This window comes from Rhodococcus sp. NPDC056960, from assembly GCF_042674125.1.
Lineage (GTDB): Bacteria > Actinomycetota > Actinomycetes > Mycobacteriales > Mycobacteriaceae > Rhodococcus_F.
In genome coordinates this window covers 1-18,925 of sequence record NZ_JBHURF010000022.1, presented here as the reverse complement: position 1 = coordinate 18,925, position 18,925 = coordinate 1, and the positions used below count along the sequence as shown (strand labels likewise).

The 18,925-nt window shown below is 66.7% G+C and carries 16 protein-coding genes and 1 pseudogene; 5 read left to right on the top strand and 12 right to left on the bottom strand.

Going from position 1 to position 18,925, the window contains the following annotated elements; translation table 11 throughout:
• Window positions 1–723: 723 nt before the first annotated feature.
• Window positions 724–897 (bottom strand): CsbD family protein, encoded by a 174-nt coding sequence (locus ACFTWF_RS30540; protein WP_378464849.1) that lies wholly within the window; start codon window positions 895–897, stop codon window positions 724–726.
• Window positions 898–1,035: 138 nt separating this feature from the next.
• Window positions 1,036–1,188 (bottom strand): hypothetical protein, encoded by a 153-nt coding sequence (locus tag ACFTWF_RS30535; RefSeq protein ID WP_378464848.1) that lies wholly within the window; start codon window positions 1,186–1,188, stop codon window positions 1,036–1,038.
• Window positions 1,189–1,429: 241 nt separating this feature from the next.
• Here ACFTWF_RS30535 and ACFTWF_RS30530 point away from each other — a divergent pair, with 241 nt between their 5' ends.
• The 3 genes from ACFTWF_RS30530 to ACFTWF_RS30520 all read left to right on the top strand — a co-directional run bounded on the left by ACFTWF_RS30530 (window position 1,430) and on the right by ACFTWF_RS30520 (window position 3,798).
• On the top strand, window positions 1,430–1,864 hold the full coding sequence (locus ACFTWF_RS30530; RefSeq protein ID WP_378464847.1) for a class I SAM-dependent methyltransferase: 435 nt from the start codon (window positions 1,430–1,432) through the stop codon (window positions 1,862–1,864).
• 96 nt (window positions 1,865–1,960) lie between these two features.
• Window positions 1,961–2,548, top strand: coding sequence for a (3R)-hydroxyacyl-ACP dehydratase subunit HadA (gene hadA, locus ACFTWF_RS30525; protein WP_378464846.1), 588 nt, complete (start codon window positions 1,961–1,963; stop codon window positions 2,546–2,548).
• Window positions 2,549–2,772: 224 nt separating this feature from the next.
• Window positions 2,773–3,798, top strand: a complete 1,026-nt coding sequence (locus ACFTWF_RS30520) for a patatin-like phospholipase family protein (protein WP_378464845.1) — start codon at window positions 2,773–2,775, stop codon at window positions 3,796–3,798.
• A 644-nt stretch (window positions 3,799–4,442) separates the two neighbouring features.
• On the opposite strand, the gene ACFTWF_RS30515 is transcribed toward ACFTWF_RS30520, so the two are convergent.
• The 4 genes from ACFTWF_RS30515 to ACFTWF_RS30500 all read right to left on the bottom strand — a co-directional run bounded on the left by ACFTWF_RS30515 (window position 4,443) and on the right by ACFTWF_RS30500 (window position 7,884).
• Window positions 4,443–5,207 (bottom strand): maleylpyruvate isomerase family mycothiol-dependent enzyme, encoded by a 765-nt coding sequence (locus ACFTWF_RS30515; RefSeq protein WP_378464844.1) that lies wholly within the window; start codon window positions 5,205–5,207, stop codon window positions 4,443–4,445.
• 23 nt (window positions 5,208–5,230) lie between these two features.
• Entirely contained in the window at window positions 5,231–5,836 is a 606-nt protein-coding gene (locus ACFTWF_RS30510; protein ID WP_378464843.1) for a TetR/AcrR family transcriptional regulator, read from the bottom strand.
• Between the two features lie 419 nt (window positions 5,837–6,255).
• Window positions 6,256–6,897 (bottom strand): hypothetical protein, encoded by a 642-nt coding sequence (locus ACFTWF_RS30505; protein WP_378464842.1) that lies wholly within the window; start codon window positions 6,895–6,897, stop codon window positions 6,256–6,258.
• Window positions 6,898–7,884, bottom strand: a complete 987-nt coding sequence (locus ACFTWF_RS30500; protein WP_378464841.1) for an anion permease — start codon at window positions 7,882–7,884, stop codon at window positions 6,898–6,900. It abuts the gene before it with no gap.
• A 492-nt stretch (window positions 7,885–8,376) separates the two neighbouring features.
• Here ACFTWF_RS30500 and ACFTWF_RS30495 point away from each other — a divergent pair, with 492 nt between their 5' ends.
• Window positions 8,377–8,739: a pyridoxamine 5'-phosphate oxidase family protein gene (locus ACFTWF_RS30495; protein WP_378464840.1), complete on the top strand. Its 363-nt coding sequence runs from the start codon at window positions 8,377–8,379 to the stop codon at window positions 8,737–8,739.
• 10 nt (window positions 8,740–8,749) lie between these two features.
• Here the strand turns inward: ACFTWF_RS30495 and ACFTWF_RS30490 are convergent, their stop codons facing one another.
• The 5 genes from ACFTWF_RS30490 to ACFTWF_RS30470 form a co-directional block, all read right to left on the bottom strand.
• Window positions 8,750–9,880, bottom strand: coding sequence for a LysR family transcriptional regulator (locus tag ACFTWF_RS30490; RefSeq protein ID WP_378464839.1), 1,131 nt, complete (start codon window positions 9,878–9,880; stop codon window positions 8,750–8,752).
• Window positions 9,881–9,919: 39 nt separating this feature from the next.
• A complete protein-coding gene (locus ACFTWF_RS30485; RefSeq protein WP_378464838.1) occupies window positions 9,920–11,065 on the bottom strand; it encodes an NAD(P)/FAD-dependent oxidoreductase in 1,146 nt (381 codons plus the stop codon).
• On the bottom strand, window positions 11,062–11,256 hold the full coding sequence (locus ACFTWF_RS30480) for a ferredoxin (protein WP_378464837.1): 195 nt from the start codon (window positions 11,254–11,256) through the stop codon (window positions 11,062–11,064). The genes ACFTWF_RS30485 and ACFTWF_RS30480 overlap by 4 nt, the downstream gene beginning before the upstream one ends.
• Complete coding sequence (locus ACFTWF_RS30475) at window positions 11,253–12,431, bottom strand: cytochrome P450 (RefSeq protein WP_378464836.1); 1,179 nt, start codon at window positions 12,429–12,431, stop codon at window positions 11,253–11,255. Before ACFTWF_RS30475 ends, ACFTWF_RS30480 begins: the two co-directional genes overlap by 4 nt.
• Window positions 12,432–12,566: 135 nt before the next feature.
• A complete protein-coding gene (locus ACFTWF_RS30470) occupies window positions 12,567–14,894 on the bottom strand; it encodes an ATP-binding protein (protein WP_378464835.1) in 2,328 nt (775 codons plus the stop codon).
• A gap of 257 nt (window positions 14,895–15,151) precedes the next feature.
• On the opposite strand from ACFTWF_RS30470, the pseudogene ACFTWF_RS30465 reads away from it, so the two are divergent.
• Window positions 15,152–18,378: pseudogene (locus ACFTWF_RS30465) on the top strand (protein kinase).
• A gap of 112 nt (window positions 18,379–18,490) precedes the next feature.
• Here ACFTWF_RS30465 and ACFTWF_RS30460 read toward each other — a convergent pair.
• The coding region (locus ACFTWF_RS30460; protein ID WP_378464834.1) for an MspA family porin at window positions 18,491–18,925 on the bottom strand (435 nt) is incomplete at its 5' end.

Here is an 18,925-nt window from a genome sequence, read left to right as displayed (position 1 = left end):
GGTCGGTGAGGCCGCTGCACCGGGGCGTGCCCATCGACGAGGATCCTCGGCGCTGTGCTGATGGGTGATCGTGATCCGTCGCGCCCACATCTCGGGCACCCCCGGGCGCCGTGATGAACGGCCGATCCGACAACGACGACACGAAGATCATGATCGAAAGGCCTTGGTGACGACACACAGGCCGGCATTGGCCCTCCCCGAGTGGGGCAGGCGGCGTGGTGTGATTCGGTGGCGACCCCGCGCAGATGGAGGCCCGAGATGGTGCGGGGGGTGTCAGGCGACCTGGGCCCGGTGGGATGGATTTCGGTCTCACCCTGCACCATGCAACCTCGATCACGGACGGTGGCCAAATCTTGTCGATGTCGTCCTCACCCGACCCTGTCCGGGCACCCGAACAGGCGTGGTGCGAGCGGCCCGGACACGCTGGTCCGGTGGCGCCGGGTTCGCCGTAGATGCTTGGACTCGGCGATACGGGGCGGGGCGAACGGCGGGGCCACCGAGGCATTACTTACGTCGGTGATGTGTGGGTGTTCGCGGTGACGGCAATCTTCGCCGCTGGGTGGATGTTTCGCTGCGCCGCGGCAGATGTGTCGCGGTGTGCTTCCAGTTTCCCCGTCACCTCTCGGAGAAGGACACCGCACGATGGTCGACACGCACATATCGCGGCGTGGAACGGGAGGGTCTCACTGGTGAACAGCCCCGCGCCACGCGCAAACGGATGGGTCAGCGTTTGAACACGCGCTTGATCTTTTCTCCGGCCTTCTTCACCTTCGACCTTCGCTGGTCGGACTTTCCAATGCGCTCGAGTTCGGCGTCGCCGCTGGCCCGACCGATCTTCTCCCGCGACTTCCCCACCGCGTGCTGCGTGGCATTCTTGGCCCTGTCGACGATTCCCATCACCCTCTCCTTCACCTCGAGCACACACCCCAGGTCCCGCCGCACTGTCGGCGTGCTGGTCGCAGATTGCCCGCCACTGATCCGCTCAAACACGCAGGCAACAGCCCCGGGGGTAAGCCGCCGATTCCAAGTCCACAATCAGGCGTACTTCGTGCGAAAGGTCAGCATGTACGTCTGCCCGACCTCCAGCCTGCTCGGCGCGTGCATCCGCGGATCCTCGACGCGCAGTCGCCCAGCTTCAGAGAGGAGATGCACGCGGCCGTGCCGGACGATGCCGGCCACCTCCGTCACACGTCTCTCCTCCGCCGGCATGCCAGCGAGATCGGGTGGGCGCCCATGAAGCTCGGCTTCGACATCCTTGACACGCCCCCGGACGACGATGTCGAGCGGCGACTGCAGTTCTGCCACCGACTTGTATACGACGTGTCAGACGACCGATGCGGCCCGCCGATCCGACACCGAAAAATCATGGCTCGGCAACAGCTTCGTTCGGCGTGAGTGCTGATGCGGGCTGGTTGAACACGACGGCATCGTGCTGTTCGGCGACCTGTGCCCTCGAATTGATGGCCCAGCCGGCATAACACCCCCAGATAAGCAGCTATCAGCGACAATCGGGCAATGGCGGACTCTCGCGGATCCGGTGAAATGGCACCGTGGTGGCACGGCGCCATCCGGGTTCCCTGTTGGGCAATCCTCGGGCTCCCCGGGTGGCCCACTCCCGCTGCCGGATTGGGTGACCGAACACGCCGCAAAGGCCCGCGTCACTTGCGAGCGGCTCCAGGAGCTGCAACCGCCCTACGCACGCACCCCGGACTGTTGGGTCAGGGCGCTGCGCGCCCACCACGACGAGGCCGTCCAGGTCGCCTCCGAACAGGCGTACCAGCGGTACATCAGATATTTCGCCGGGTCCGCCGATCACTTCCGCAGCGGGCACATCGACGTCCTGCAATTCGCCCGCCTCAAATGACACCTCGCGTGGTGGCGCGAGGGGTAGTGACACGGGGTGCGATGATCCGGTCCCGGACGAGGGATTGCTCCCCCATCCGGGGACGGGAGTTCCCGGATGGATGAGGACACCGGCATCGCGGCCCGGATGGCGCGCCTGGTCGGCCACCACCACCGGGTGGGGGATTATGAGGTGGGCCGGGAGAAGATCCGGGAATTCGCCCGTGCGGTCCTCGATTCCCATCCCGCCCATCATTGTGAGGACGCGGCTCGCGCACTCGGCTACGCCGGGCTGATCGGCCCGGTGACCTTCGTCAGCATCCTCGGTTCCTTCGCGATCGAGGAACTCTTCGACGTCGTCCTCGTCGGATACAACCTGAGCCAGTTGATTCACACCGATCAGCAGCTGATCCTCCACCGCCCGGTCACGGTCGGCGACCGCCTCACCTGCGATGTCCATCTCGAATCGTTCCGGCAGATGGGCGGCACCGACATCATGGTCACGACCAACCTGATCACCGACCAGCACCAGCAGCCGGTGGCCACCACTCGCACCACATTCATCGCCCGCACCGGAGGCGTAATCGACGCTGAACTCGCGAAAGTAGTCGCCGCCGTGATGATGCACAAGCAGCGCCGCGGCCCGGTAGCGACAGACCTGAACTCGGCGCCGGGACAACCGACTCCACGGACTCGGATCAAGTGAGTGTTGATGCCCATCGACGTCCGCGCCGAAGTGCGCCGACCACTCGGACTCGGGTGGCTTCGACACCGCGCAGGGCCGGGCCGTGGATTCCGCCGCCCTCGCTGCGGATGTCCACATGACACGACCGGTGCGAATCCGCGTATAGCCGAATACCGGACGGCATGTCAGCCTCCGGTGATAATGGTGGACGCAGCGAGGACACAGACGCCCAGGGGGTGGATGATGTGACCGCATCAGCGGACAGCAGAGAAGCCGACCTCGTCCTCGCAGGCGGCGGCGTCAAGGGAATCGGGTTGGTCGGCGCCGCCTCCGCGCTCCTCGATGCCGGCTACACGATTCACCGCGTCTCCGGTACGTCGGCGGGCGCGGTGGTCGGAGCCGTCCTCGCGGCCGCCACCGCCGGCGGGAAGCCCGTGATCGGGGAGCAGCTGAAGAACCTCACCCATCTGAACTATCGCGAGTTTCTCGATCCGGGCCTGCTCGAGCGCATCCCGATCGTCGGGCAGTCGTGGGCGCTGCTGCGCGGCACCGGACTCTACCGAGGCGATCGTGTCCACCAGTGGCTACAGGACACCCTCGAAAGCCTCGGGGTCTCGACCTTCCACGACCTGCAGATCGACGACGACACCCTGCCACCGAACCAGCGGTACCGACTGGTGGTCACCGTGACCGACGTGACGACCGGGCAGTTGGTGCGATTGCCCTGGGACTTCGAACGGGTCTACGGCCTCGATCCCGACACCCAGTCCGTCGCCGATGCGGTGCGGGCGTCCATGGCGATCCCGTTCTTCTTCCGTCCTGTCTCGTTGACCGGTGCCGCCGGCATGACCTCGACGCTGGTGGACGGCGGGCTGCTCTCGAACTTCCCGATCGATTCGCTGGACCGGACCGATGGACAGGTGCCGCGCCGGCCCACCTTCGGGGTCACCGTGCTGCCCAACCTGCCGGCCGGGAACGACGACGTCATCCCCTACCTCAAACTTCTGCGCCTGCTCCGGCCACCGCACCTGTTCGAGAGCGTGCTCAGCACCATGCTCGTCGGCCGGGATCAGACGTACCTCAACCAGCCGTGGGTGAGTGTCCGGGCGATCAGGGTGGACTCCACCGCAGTGGGGGTCCTCGACTTCGACCTGCAGCAGGAGGACATCGAGGCTCTCCACCGGAACGGATACGAAGCGGCGCAAGCATTCCTGTCCACCTGGGATTGGGCATCCTACGTGCGGAGGTTCCGGCCGGCGCCGCCCGGATAGCCCCCGTAAGAGGTGCCCTGATGTCTGCAGTGCTCCGGGAATGCGGCTGAACCGTCACAAAACACCAGATGCACCCCCGGCTCACCGCTGAATACGCGTGCGCACTCTCCGAATGCACCCGGCACCTGCTCTCCGCCGACGAGCACCGCAACGTGTCCAGTCAGCGGTGTGCGATCCGCTTACAGGTATGCCTTACCGGTCCCCGCTCTCGGCCGATCGTCGTCCCGGCTACGACATCGGAATCACACTCGCACAAAGAAATACGCGCTGATATGCGATTTTCCGGGAGTCGGTGCGGAAAGCGGAATTCTCGACACCGACCGCCCACAAACCGGAAGCGACACGGGGCCGAACTCCCCGCGGCCGGTTCCTGAAGATTCCGCGAGCCCGTGTCACTTTCCAAATTTCGTGTCACTGCCGTGTCATTTTCTCGATTTCATGTCAGTTGCGGGCCCTGCTTCAACATTCCCCCAGCTCACGGACACTCACCCGGCGCGCACGCCGTCCGGGGGCCCGAAGATTATGACAAGAACACGAGAATCTGTAGTGACCGGACTCTGGAAACCGCGGGTCTGGGGTACGCGCAACTGACACAGCGGGCGGGAACCTACATTTGAGCATGTTCATCGTGTTTCCCGACGCTGTCAGAACGGGACTTGGGTGCTCAGCAAGCCGTCGCCCCGGGCGCGGGCGGACAGGGTTCGGCAGAACTCGATGGCATCCGCGGTGATCTCGGTGCCGCCCTCGCCGGCCGACCAGTCACCGCCCGCCGGACCGGTGAGTGTGAGGCGATACGGGCTGCCGTGCCGTCCCGCCCATTCTGCCACCACGTCGTCGACGATCACGGCGTCGTGCTCGGCAGTGAGCACCAGGGGTCGCCCGGTAGCGCGCGCCAGATCGATCCGGTGCATCCACGGGTCACGGGTGAGGATCGTGTCGACCATGAAGCCGATCGTCCACCATTCCGCGACCCCGTTGACCACCTGTGGCATCGGCATCGTCCTGTTCCGGATGAACCGCGGCGTGAACCGTCGACCGCGTGCAGCCTTCGGGGCGACCTGGGTCATCATCCGTGTCAGTCGCTCGGGGGGATTGTCGCCGTACTTGTCGACTTGGTGTGCGGTCAGCGCGTCGATGAACGGGCAGCCCTCGGACAGCCGCTCGGCGGCTGCCTTCCGCTGACGTCCGCCCTCGCGCACGGACGCCGCAAAGGACGCCATTGCGACGGTGTGAGCGACCATTTGGTGGACGTTCCACGCCGTGCAGTCGGTCGGCTTTGCCCAGTCGTCAGGTCGCAATTCCGCGACCGCGTCGGCGAAGCGCCGGTATTCGGTGGCGGCCAACCGCATCGCCGTCGATCTCGGTAATGCCGATCGCCGCGGCGCAGTCTGGAGCGTCTGAGTGTTCATCAGCGGTTCCCTTTCCAAGACTTCTAAGACTCCTCGGCGGCCAGACCGACGCCGTCCGACCACATTCCGATAGCTCGTGCGAGCAGCGCCCGGCGACTGTGGCCACCGGGGTCGTTGGCATGCTGTTGATCGACGAGGCCGCCGATCAACGCGAACAGGATCTCGACGTCGCCGCGGTCGGTGATCCCCAACGAGGCCAGGTCGTCCGCTGCACGCTCGACCACCCGCACCGACGGCGCAAAGGACTCCGGCGAGGGTTCGAACCCGGGAACCGAACGCTGATTCATCAGCTGATACCGCGCAAGGTCCGCAGCTGCGAAGTCGAAGAACATCATCGCTGTGGCCAGCACCCGCTTCCGCGGGGCTGCCGGCAAACCCTGCCACGACTGAAGTTCGACGGATTCGTACTCGAGCCATGCCTGTCCGAACATGGCGTCGAAGATCGCGTTCTTCGACGCGAAGTGGGAGTACAACGATGGCGCCTGCATGCCGACCCGCCTCGCCACGTCGCGCAGCGTCCAGTCGGCCAGGCCCTTGTCCCTCGCCAGCTCCCAGGCGGCGTCGACAATCTCCCGACGCGTTGCCTCACGTCGTTCGGCTAACCTATCGCGAATCGGTTCGCCTAACATAGTTAGATGCTGCTCTCGATGAGACCGGCCTGTCAAGCAACCCGATATGGCGCACAACTATCCGAAGCAAGGCCGGAGCACGTCTATTTCTAAGCAAATTAATGGTGACATCGTTGGCGGCGCGGAGGTCAATCAAACCGACCGGTCTTTGGTACTTGGAGCAGGCTGCTCGGGAATGCTGCCGTGCAGTCAGGAATCAACTTCGCCGACGCGTGGGTCCACATCCCTGTAACCCTGCACGTCACAGTCCGTACGCCGCGGCCGGGCCGAATTCGCTTGGCAGCGGTCAGGAACGAGACTTCAGCTCGTGACAGGCCACGGCATGGTGAGCGCACGGCCGCGAAGGCCGAGGCGACGCCGCGCGTCGCCACAGTGTCGAGCGAGTATGCGCGCCCCGGATTGAGGCGCATCCGCCGACGTCAGCGCGACTTGTACACCGCATACCCGGTGCGCCGCGCGACCCGCAAGAGCGCGGCATGCAGATGCTCCGCTCGACGGTACAACTCCCGCCGACGCAACTCCCGCCGCACGTCGGGCTCGTCCTCGAGGGCGGCGATCGCCGCACGGTAGGCATGCTCGGCCCCCGACAGTTCCGCGATCGCCCGGTCCGCATACTTCGCCGCGGCAACCCCCGGCAACGCACGCAACCCCTCCGCGAGCGGGACCACCGCGCCGGACAGCGCGTCGAGCAACCCCATCAGATACGGATCCGGGGCAAAAGAGGTCGGCCCCGAATACGACAGCTCCGACTCCCGAATCAGCGCATATCCGGCCTCGGTGATCTCGCCGAGCCGCTCCCCCAGCTCAAACAAATCCTCCGCTTCGATCGGCGTGCTGAAACTGTCTCGCACCGCGTTGTGCAGGTCGCGACGCGCGACCTGCTCGGCCTCCGCGACGATCCGCAGCTCCGCGACAGCGTCATCGATCGCAACCTCACCGTGACTCCACCGCGTCATCACCCTCATGGCCTGCTCGACGAGCACCAGCTGCGACTGCAGCATGCCGAGCACGTCGAACGAACGCGGCAGGAACCAGGAACTCGGCAGGTGTGGCCTGCGCATTCAGATCCCCTCCCACACCGGGAACAGCGCAGCCCCGAGCAGGGCCGTTACCGGCAATGTGACCACCCACGCCAATCCCATCTCCTTGACCACCTTCCAGTGCACATGTCGCGTGTGGTGTTGTGCTCCCACCCCTACCACACCGGCCGCGACCACATGAGTCGTACTCACCGGCGCACCGACGAGGGAGGCACCGAGAATCACTCCGGCAGCACCGGATTGACTCACCAACCCGTCGAGCGGAGTCATCCGAAACACTCCGCGTCCCACGGTCCGCACGATCCGCCACCCCCCGAACGCTGTTCCGATCGTCAGGCTCGTCGCGGCCGCAAGTTTGACCCACAACGGCACCGCGAATTCGGGAAGATGTCCACTCGCGACCAGCAACAACGTGATCACACCCATGGTCTTTTGCGCGTCGTTGCCGCCGTGGCTGAACGCGAGCATCGCGGCCGTGCCCCATTCGGACCCCCGGACCGGAACGAGGGCACGCCGGCGAGCCCGCCGCATCAGACGCCAAGCGCATGCCCCGAGAAGCGCGCACGCGAGCGCTCCCAGCACCGGGGAGAGCGCCAGCCCGACAAGGATTCCCACGATGCCCGTGGGGCGGCCGTCTGTGAAACCACCCCAGCGCACACCGTCCATACCCGCTGCGACGAGGCACGCCCCGACGAGGCCGCCGACCAGCGCGTGCGACGAACTCGACGGCAACCCGAATCGCCAGGTCAGCACGTTCCAAGCAATCGCCGCGGTCAGTGCAGAACCGACCGCTGTCACTGTCGCCTCCGCGGGCAACTCCACGACGCTGCCGACGGTGTCGGCGACCGCCGTGCCGACGAGCAACGGCCCCGCGAAGTTCCCCGCCGCCGCAAGCAGCAACGCATGTCCGGGCCGGGCAGCCTTGGTGGCGACAAGCGCAGCAATCGAGTTCGCCGAATCGTGGAACCCGTTCGTGAGGTCGAACGCGAACGCCATTGCAATCGCCACCAGCAGAGGAACCTCCACCGACTCAGCACCAGGCACGCGAGGACGGGCACCCGACGACATCGCCGACCGCCGACGCGAGGTTGTGCGACACCGGACCGAAGTGATGTGTTGTCATCGGAAACCTCCTTGCCAACAGTCTGAGCCACGTCACAACCGCCGCGTAGACGAACGCGGTCACAAAGAATTTCGTCAATACACAGTGCGACGGGCCCGGTGTAAGACGTCTTTGGCGATCCGGCTCCAGAATGATCGACGCAGTTCTACTCCGCTCAGGTTTTCCGACCGGTCGGTCCGGAGCTTCACTTTCCCGGTGGTGGCGAAGTGCTCTATTCCCGGCCGGGCCGGTGAACGCATGCTGGAGTGCATCGCCAGGACAGGCGCCCCCAACAATCGGCGCCACGGAGGACGTGCAACATGAATACCGCCGCTCTCGACCGTCAACTCTCTGCCCGCGAGTGCACCCGGTTGCTGCGGTCGGTTCCGACGGGCCGGTTGCTCTACACCGAAGACGCGCTGCCCGCGGTAAGGCCGGTCACCTTCACAGTCCTCCGAGGTGAGGTGATCATCCCGACCGGCCCGAACTCCTGGTTCGACCGATTCGACGGCACCTTCGTCGCCTTCGAGGCCGGCGAGCTCGATGTGCCAGCGCGTATCGGGTGGACCGTGCTCGCTCTCGGCCACGCTCGCGTGACCGACGACCCCGGCGACCTGGCCGCATACGGCGAGGCCACTTCCCCTCGCTCGAGGAACAACACCGGACTACGCCACGTGGTTGTCGACATCGAACGCCTAACCGGCCGGTGCGTCACCCTTACCGACAACCTCCCGACAATGAGGCGTACTTCCGCAGCATGAAGGTCACGGATCAGGTGATCGCACCACCTCGGCGGCGGTGATCGCGGCCCGCGAGCGGGCGGTGACCGGTCGGCGGCCGTGCCCGGCGCCTGTTCGTTATTCGCTCCCGCGGGGATCGGGCTGATCCGGGCAATCGAGAGTCGCTCGCTGGAGGTCGATCTCGGCCGCGAGCGACGTGAGGCTCTGCTGACGAGGTGCCGACGACTGTCGGTGCGCCCGGTTCGAAGGTGGACGCGTCGACGAGTATCTGTCGCAACCAGGCGATGAACGCCGCGTCCGCCAGACGCGGGTTCCACACCATGTCGACCCGCAGCGGCGAGATGGGCAGCGGGAACTCCTCGATTCGAAGATCCACCCGTTCGCGCATGGCAGCAGCGACCCGGAGGGTGTGGACTGCCACCCCACCGGACGTCGCCACCATGTGCGGGATCAGCAGATGGTCGGAGATCAATTGTCCGATCCGATACTGCACACCGTGCGCGTCCATCGCGGCGTACGGCGCCACCCGCTGCCGTGAGTCGTAGGTGACGTGGGGCAGCGAGGTGAGCAGGTCCAGCGCAGAAGCTTCGGGGTCGCTGGACGGATGGGCAATCACCACCCAGCGGTTCTCGTACAGCCGTTCGCGCGGGTACGGCGAGGTGAACGCCTCGGACAGGAGTACGACGTCCACCCCGTCGTCCGTGAAGTCGCTCGGCTGAGGCTGGACGAAGTTGCGGATCCGGAGGGTGGCGTTCGGCGCCCGCTCCGCGATCAGTCGCGCCACTGCGGGGCCGACGACGAAGGCGGTGCTGGTGGTCATCGCCACCGTAATGGTGCGGCTGTCGTGCGCGGGGTCGAAACCCGGAAAGTTCACCACCTGCGCGGTCTGCCGCAGCACGTCACGCAGCGGCGCGACGAGTTCCAGTGCCCGCGGGGTGAGCACCAGGCCGCTGCCCTGCCGCGTCACCAGGTCGTCGCCGATCATCCGGCGCATCCGTCCCAGGGCATGACTCATCGCGGGCTGAGACATGCCGACCCGGGTCGCGGCGCGGGTGACCGACCCCTCCTCCAGCAGTGCCAGCAGGGGCACGAGCAGGTTGAGGTTGACCGCGGCGAGCCGCTCCAGGCCCAGATCACTCGAATGATCCCCGGGTTGGTTCATCCACACGAAGTTACGCGTCCCCTCCCCGAACCGTCGGCATCATGCTCCAGCCGACGCCATGCGGCGCAGTCTCGGGATCGGGATCCGGTGGTTCACGGCGACCGCGACCCCGTGACCGTCATCGGCAATCCAGCGCATCACCGACGGTCCGTGCGGGCTGTCCCCCAGGAGGAACTCGGGGTCACCGGATGCCGGCAGATGGCCGGCGGCCTTGAGGGTCAACCCGAACTGCTCCGTCCAGAAGTACGGATCAAGGTCGAGTTCGGGTGCCTCGTCGCCCTCCAGGAGGGCGCGAGCGGCCACCTTGGCCTGCTCGATGGCGCTGCTCCACAGCGGAATCCGACGTACCCCCGCCTGCGTCGGGACGGCCGCAACGTCTCCCGCGGCGACGATGCCCGGCCCGATTCGCCCCCGGGTGTCCGCCTCGAGGCGGCCGCCGGTCAGCAGTCCGCTCGACGCCAGCCACTCGGTGCTCGGGATGTCCCCGATCGCCGTGACGAGCAGGTCGGCTTCGACCCGTGCTCCGTCGCTCAGGACCACGGCATGCGTCCCGTCGATTCCGGTGGCGGTACCGTCGACCAGTTTCAATCCCTGGGCGACCGCGGCCGCGGTGAACGCGTCGGACAGGCACGGCCCCAGATGCGGCAGCATCGGCCGACCGTCGGCCACCACCGTCACCTGACATCCCGCCGACAGGGCCGCGGATGCGATCTCCATCCCCAGCGGTCCGGCTCCGACGACCGCCACCGACGGGCGGGCTGCCAGCCGTTCCCGGAGAACCAGCGCATCGTCAAGGGTGCGCAGCGTCAGCTCCGCACTGTGGTCGCCGCCCAGACGCCGGGCCCGCGAACCGGTGGCGATCACCAGTCCGTCGTAGGTCAGGTCCGAACCGTCGTCGAAGCGCACCCGACGGGCCACGGCGTCGAGGCCGACCGCCGCCACCCCGAGCACCTCGGTGGCCTCGTGCGTGGGCGGCGCCAGTTCGTGGGAACCACCGTCGACAAGCAGCGCCTTGGAGAGCGCGGGACGGGAGTACGCCGCTCGGGCCTCGTCTCCCACGATGGTCAGGTCGCCGTCGAAGCCCCCGGCACGGAGGCCGTCGCAGGCGGTTTGGCCGGCGATCCCGTTGCCGACGACCAGAATCCGCCGGGGAGGTCGAGGGAGTGTCGTGCCCGGGCCGGTCATGTGAGCGTGAGTGCGGCCACGGGGCAGACCCGGACGGCAGCGCGGGCGTCGGCCAATTCGGGACCTTCCTCCCGGAGTTCCTCGATGTCGAGGATCAGTTCGCCCTCGTCGTCGAGATGCATCAACCGGGGAGCGATCTCTTCGCACAGTCCGTGGCCCTCACAACGGGGCCGGTCGATGACGATCTTCATGCTGGGACCACCTTCAGGATCTCGAGGACGTCGATGGAGCGGGTGATGTTGCTGGGCAACCGAATCGGTTCGGCGGCCACCAGACGCTGCGCGTGGTCGGCCAATGCCCCGATGACGGCGTGGGCTTCCAGGCGGGCCAACCCCTGGCCGGCGCAGCCGTGCGGGCCGTACCCGAAGGACAGGTGGTCGACCGGATTCCGCTCGACCAGGAACGCGTCCGGGTTCTCGTAGTGCCGCGGGTCGCGGTTGCCCGCGCCGAAGAGGATCGCCACCTGGGATCCGGCCGGCACCAGGGCGCCGTCGATGGTCACGTCCCGGGTGACGAGTCGCCCCCAGGCGTGGACCGGCGCCCAGAATCGCAGTATCTCGTTGAATGCGGCCGGTACCAGGCTGGGATTTGTGCGGACCAGATCGAACTGGTCGGGGAACGCCGAGAAGAGAGCGACTATGTTGCCGAGCGCGGCGATCGTCGTGTCCACACCCGCACCCAGATACTGGTGGATGATGTGCCCCGCGGTTCCGGGCGGAATGGCCCCTCGGTCCTCCGCATCGAAGATCCCACGACCGACCGACCCCGGCGCCAGATCGGCGGCCCGGACCCCGGTGCACCAATCGTAGAGTTCGCCCGCGATCGGGAAGTTCTCCGCGGTCCGTTGATTCATCGGACCGATGACCTCCATCGCCGCCTGTCCCCACCGCAGCATGTTGTCGCGCACCTCGCCGGTGAAACCGATCAGGTCTGCGACGACCTCGAGAGGAAGTGCGCGCGCCAGTGCATCGATGGCCTCGAAGGATCCCTCGGCGACCAGGTCCGCGACCAGCGCATCGGCCTTGACCTGGATCTGGTCCCGGAGTCCCCGCAGCGCCCGCGGTGAAAGGTTCTCGGAGAGGGTCGCGCGCAACTCGGCGTGGATCGGCGGGTCCGATGCCAATGACGTACCACGAAGCGCGTCGTTGACCATGGGGTTGAAGCCGATCGTCCGGGACGAGAACGTGCCGGGGTCGGCCAGCGCGGCGCGGATGGCGTCGTACCGGGTCAGGGCGTAGACGTCGTTGGCGGGCAGATGGACCACCGCGCCGAGATCGCGAAGTTTCTCGTACATCGGATAGGGGTCGAGCAGGACCTCGTCGGCGAAGAGGTCGATATCGGAACTCGTGGGAGTGCTGCTGGTCATGCCTTCAGTGAAGTGACTCCAGCCACATAAATCCAACTCATAATGTGCATACCTGAACATGCATCATATTCATGTCACTCGCCAGATGCGACACGAGTGCCTCAGGGCCGTCCACCATCGACCCCGGCACCGCGATCAGGGCTGGTCGCTTTGCCTCTGTTCGATGCTCCAGGCCGCGATCTGCGTGCGGGAGGTGAAACCCAGCTTGGCGAGGATGTGCTCGACATGCCCCTGCGCCGTGCGTTGCGAGATGACGAGCCTCGCGGCGATCGCCTTGTTGGTCAGGCCTTCGGCGACGAGTTCGGCCACCTGCTGCTCCCGTCGCGTCAGAGACGTCGGTGTCTGCTGGGCGGAGATGTCGGGCCTGCTCGTTTCGTCGAGTGCGTAGGCTGCGGCGTCGTCGAACCCCATTCCGAGGCCCTGGCGGAACTCCGTCTCGAACGCCCGGTCACCGATCGCCCGGCGGGCGTTGTCCTCGAACTCGGAGCATTGGAGACGCGTGTTCGGGAAGATCGCGCTCGGACTTCCCACCGCCTGAGCCAGAGCCTTGGTTGCGCCCATCAAAGTGGCGGCACGCCGGGGAGCGTTGTCGTCGGCCGCGATCCACCCGAGCACCTCCATGCACCCCACCGCGCTGACGCGGTCATCGACCAGTCGGGCAAGCTTCAGTCCCTGCGTGAGAAGATCTTTCGCACCGGCGTACTCGCCCCGCCGCCAGGCACCCACCCCCGCGCCCCACAGCGACCATCCCCGATAGACCGACTCGCCCCGAGATTCGGTGAGCGCCAGGATTTCGCGCTGACATTCCTCGCTCCGAATTCGGTTTCCGGCCGCGTCGCCGGCCAGCGCGAGTCCGAGCAGCGACCAGATCACGTACAGCAGGGTTCCCTCCTCCCGGAAGACGGCAAGAGAGGACTCGAAATGCTCACACGCGGCGACGGCATCCGCGGTGAACAGCGCATGCCAACCGGCGGCATCGTCCATCAGCGCCCGACCGGCACGGTCGCCGAGCTGCGCAGCCAGGTCGGTGCCGCGCTGCACATAGAGTGCCGACGCATCCGGGTCGCCGTGGATCCCGGACAGCACACTCAGCACATACAGCGCTCTGACCCGCTCCATGCCCGGCTTGCCACCCTGGACGGCCAGAAGCTGCGCGAGCCAACGCAGGCCCTCGCGTATCCGGCCCCGCACCCGCCAGTATGGATACAAGGCCGCCGCCATGCGGAGTCCGGCGTCTGCTTCATTCGGACCGGTGAGGCAGAATTGCAACGCGGCACGGATGTTGGGCTGCTCGGCGTCGAGGCGCGCAATCCAGGCCATCTGCCTCGGGCTGATCCAGTCGGACTCTGCCTGCAGCACGAGGTTTTCGTACCAGTCGCGGTGCCGCCGCAACAGTGAACCGAACTCGCCGGTTTCCTGCAGTCGCTCCAACCCGTAGTCGCGCAGCGTCTCGAGCATGCGAAACCGCACCTCACCCGCGACTTCGTCCCGGATCAGAATCGACTTGTCGATAAGCGACGCAACCACATCCACGATGTGGTCCGCCGACGCGGTGTCGGTGAAGATGCCTTCGACGGCGCCGAGCTCGAAGCTTCCCGAGAACACCGTCAGTCGTCCCCACATCTTCCGCTCGGCGGGAGTGCACAACTCGTGGCTCCAGTCGATGCTCCAGACCAGGGTTTGCTGCCGGGCCGGTGCCCCTCGAGTGTTCGTCGTCAGCAGACCGAGGCGGTCGGTCAGTCGGTGCAGGATCTGCTCCTCCGACATCGCCCGCAGACGCACCGCCGCCAGTTCGATGGCGAGCGGCAGCCCCTCCAGTCGGCGGCAGATCGCCGCGACCACGTCCTCGTTGTTCTCGGTGAGGGTAAAACCTGGGACCGCCGTCGCCGCACGATCGGCGAAGAGGCTCATCGCCTCGTAGTGGGCGATCCCCCCTCCGACCGCGGACCGAGGGTCGGCTTCCGGCAAGGTCAGAGGCGGCACCCGGAACACGGCTTCGCCCCCGATGCCGAGCGGTTCCCGGCTGGTCGTCAAGATCCGCAGGTTCGGGCAGGCGCGGAGAAGCGTTCGGGTGAGGGTGGCGACCGGCTCGACGAGGTGCTCGCAGTTGTCGAGGACGAGCAGCAGTGTGCGTTCCGCGAGGTACTCGACGAGGACTGCCTCGGGTGATCCGCCGAGGCCCTCGCGCAGTTGCAATACCGACGACACCGCGTCGACAACCGTGTCCGGATCCTGCAATTCACCCAACCCGATCAACCACACACCGTCGTCGAACGCACGCGTGGAGTCGGCGGCTACCCGCAGTGCAAGCCGGGTCTTTCCCACGCCGCCGATACCCGTCAACGTCACGAGCCGGGACACGGAGAGCAGACGGCGGACCTCGACGATTTCATGGCGACGGCCGACGAAACTCGTCAGCTCATGGGGCAGGTTCCCCGCGTTCGCCTTGCCACCGGAAAGCATGGAACCGTCACTTTCTCACGTACCCGACCCTTCACGGTACCTCTCCGAATTGAGGCGTCCCAGCGGTTCGGGACCCGACCGCGGCCCGGATTCTCAGCAGCCGCTCGAGCAGCCGCCTCGCCGCCTGCCGGGCCCCACCATCGAGCGTTGGACTCACGCCACCGACAACAGCGAGCTATATCCTGGAATACGCCGCCGAGAGGGTAATGGTGCCGAAGTCGTCGAACGCGTCACGGACCGGATGAATCGAACAGCCGATGGCCGAGATCGATCCGTCCGGGACCCAGCGCGACCCGACCCCCTCCGTCACCTCGGATCTGCGAGCCGACGGGTTCGACAACGCCCACGAGATCGGGCGCGGGGGTTTCGGCGTCGTCTACCGATGCACCGAGGTTTCGCTCGACCGCACGGTCGCCGTGAAGGTGCTCACCGACAGTGTCGCGGCGGAGAATCGCGAGCGCTTCCTCCGTGAACAGCGCGCGATGGGTCGCCTCACCGGCCACCCCAACATCGTCAACGTCCTCCACGTCGGTGCCACCGACAGCGGTGCCCCCTACATCGTCATGCCGTACCACCCCCGGGGCTCCCTGGACGCACACATCCGACAGCACGGTCCGTTGCCGCTGGACGACGTGCTGCAGCTCGGAGAGAAGCTGGCGGGCGCGTTGGACGCGACCCATCGTCAGGGCATCATCCACCGCGACGTCAAACCCGCCAACGTCCTCCTCACCGACTACGGCGAGCCGGCGCTGACGGATTTCGGCATCGCGCACATCACGGGCGGGTTCCAGACTGCCACCGGCGTCATCACCGGTTCACCCGCGTTCACCGCCCCCGAGGTCCTCGGCGGCGCCGCCCCGAGCCCCGCCTCCGACATCTACGGACTCGGGGCCACCCTGTTCTGCGCGCTCACCGGCCACGCCGCATTCGAACGACGCAGCGGCGAACAGTTGATAGCCCAATTCATGCGCATCACAACCGAACCCGCACCGGATCTCCGTGAGCACGGCATTGCGGACGACGTGGCAGCTGTCATCGAACGGGCGATGTCCGCTCGCCCCGAAGACCGTCACCCCTCCGCCCTGGCCGTGAGTGACGCGCTGCGCGAGATCCAACAGCGCCGTGCACTCGACACACCGGAACCAGAATCGACACCGCACGGCCGGCTTCGTCCGGCCCCCTCGAACCGAATGAAGGGAAACCTCCCCCTGGACCTGTCCAGCTTCGTGGGCCGCCGGCACGAAATCACGGAAGCCAAGAGCCTACTGGCGGCGTCCCGACTGCTCACGCTCGTCGGCATCGGCGGGGTCGGGAAGACCCGGCTCGCACTACGCGTCGCCACGAGCATCCAACGCGAATTCGCCGACGGCGCATGGCTCGTCGAACTCGACGAGGTCCACACCCCGTCCCGGCTCGTCGACGTGGTGGCCGCCACGCTCGGCGTGCGAGACCAACCCGACCGGTCGCTGCACGAGACGGTGCTGGATTTCCTGTCGTCGCGCGAAGTGCTGTTGGTATTGGACAACTGCGAGCAAGTGGTGGGCGCCGTGGCCGATCTCGCCACACTTCTGCTGCAGCAGAACCCCGGCCTCCGCATCCTCGCGACAAGCCGCGAACCGTTGGGGCCCACTGGGGAGGCAACGCTGCGCGTGCCCCCACTCACCGTCCCCGACCCGGACCACGAGCCACCACTGCAGGGTCTCCCCCGCTACGACGCCGTGTCACTGTTCACCGAACGCGCCACCGCCGCGGTGTCGACGTTCACGTTGACCGATGTCAACAAGTCCGCGGTGACTCGTATCTGCCACCGACTGGACGGGCTGCCGCTCCCGATCGAGCTTGCGGCTGCGCGGCTGCGCGCGATGTCACCCGAACAGATCCTGACCAGGCTCTCCGACCGTTATGCGTTGTTGACGCGCGGGAGCCGGGGGGCGCCGTCGCGCCAGCAGACTCTGCGGTTGTGTGTCGACTGGAGCTACGACCTCTGCACCCCACTCGAACAACGCATGTGGGCACGATTGTCGGTGTTCACCGGCAGCTTCGAGCTCGATTCCGCGGAATTCGTGTGCGGCGAGAACGTGGAGCCGGCAGACGTCCTGGACGCAATCGCATCCCTGGTCGACAAGTCGATCCTGATCCGCGAAGACCACAGCGGCACGGTCCGCTTCCGACTGCTCGAAACCCTGCGCGCCTACGGCCGGGAGAAGGCGCGGGAGGGTGATGACTACCACGCCCTGCAGCGTCGGCACCTCGAGTGGTTTCGACAGCTGGCCCGCACCGCCGCGAACGAGTTCATCGGCCCCCGACAGCTCGAGTGGATCGCGCGGCTGGGTAGTGAGCAGTCGAACTTCCGGGACGCGATGGACTTCTGTCTCGCCGAGGACGATACCGAATCCGGGTTGCAGATCGTCTCCCCCTTGGTGCAATTCTGGGCCACACGCGGCCTGCTCAGCGAGGCCAGGCGCTGGCTCGACGACTTTCTCGCCCGACCTGCCGAACACCCGACCACCGCGTACATTCGGGCGCTGTACGCCGACTGCCTCATGGCCGAACAACAGCGTGATCATGACAGAGGTGCCGCGCTCGCCGAGCAGGCACGCTCCCTTGCCGAGCAGTGCGCCGACCCGACAGCGCGCGCGATCGCCGACCACGCGGACGGCATCGCCGGATTGTTCACCGGCGACCTCACACGAGCGACGTCCTGTTTCGAGCGGGCACTGACCGTGTTCCGCCGCGCGGAGAACGAACTCGCGGTCAGGATCGAGTGTCTCACTCTCCTCGGGTTGGCCTACCAGCTCGACACCGAACTCCACCGGGCGCTCGAATGTCACGAGGAAGTTCTCGCGATCACAGAAACTCAGGGAGAATCCATCTACCGCTCCTACGCGTTGTGGGCGATGGCTGTTGCCCAATTCGGACTGGGTGCCCGGAGTCGCGCACTTGCGATGCTCGAGGACGGATTACGGCTTGCGCGACTCGTCGACGACCCGTCTGCTGCGCGAATTGCGTCGAAGCACTCGCCTGGATCGCCGGCAGTCGTGACCCGGTGCGCGCCGGCACGCTGCTGGGGGCAGCGGAGGCGCTCGGTCGAGTCGCCGGGAGTCCTTCAGTGTTCGTGCCCGACCTACTCGTGTATCACGAGGAATGCGAACGGTCCGTCCGCCGGATGCTCACTGCACACGACTTCGACGCGGCCCGGCAACGCGGCAGGGCCATGGATCTCGCTGCCGCCGTCTCCTACGCACTCGGCGAGGCCCCTCCGGCGCCGACCCCGACAGCACCGGGTTCGGTCCACCTGACCAAGCGCGAGCAGCAGGTCGCGGAACTGATTGCCGAAGGACTCACCAACAAGGCCATTGCGGCCCGCCTCGTCATCTCCCAGCGCACCGCCCAAGGACATGTCGAACACATCCTCACCAAACTCGGATTCACCTCACGCGCGCAGGTCGCGGCGTGGATTACCGAAGGCCGACGACCGTCGTAGTGGCCGTGGACAGGCGGGGCACACCGGACACGTGCCGACGCACGGCCCTACAAGGAGGCGACTCTGCGTCGGCACCGGATCCTAGGGAACACGTGGAGTGGCCGAACAACCCTTATCCGATGCTGAAGGGCTGGCCCCACAGTGTGACGGTGCTCGTGACGTTCTCCGTCTCGACCTCGACGTTGACGAAGGCGCGGGCCTGCGCATAGCCGGCGCACCCGCTCACCCCGAGAGTCGAGTCACTCCACGAAACCGAACCGGCCGGGCCCTCGACGTAGTTGCCACCCCAATGCGCCTCCCCACCATAGGGATCGGCGTATTCCTGATCGAGGATGTCGACCGGAATCGCCGAACCGGGACCCAGAGCGATCCCGCCACTCGCACCCCCCGACAGCGGGTTCCCCACCGTTCCGGCCACGATGTCCGACCACGACATCCCCGCGCCGCCCTCCGCGCCCGCCTCGGCCCCGAAGTCCACCTGACACGCCAGCACGTAGCCCGGATAGATGTACGCGGACTGCACACCATCCCCCTGCAGCTCCACCGA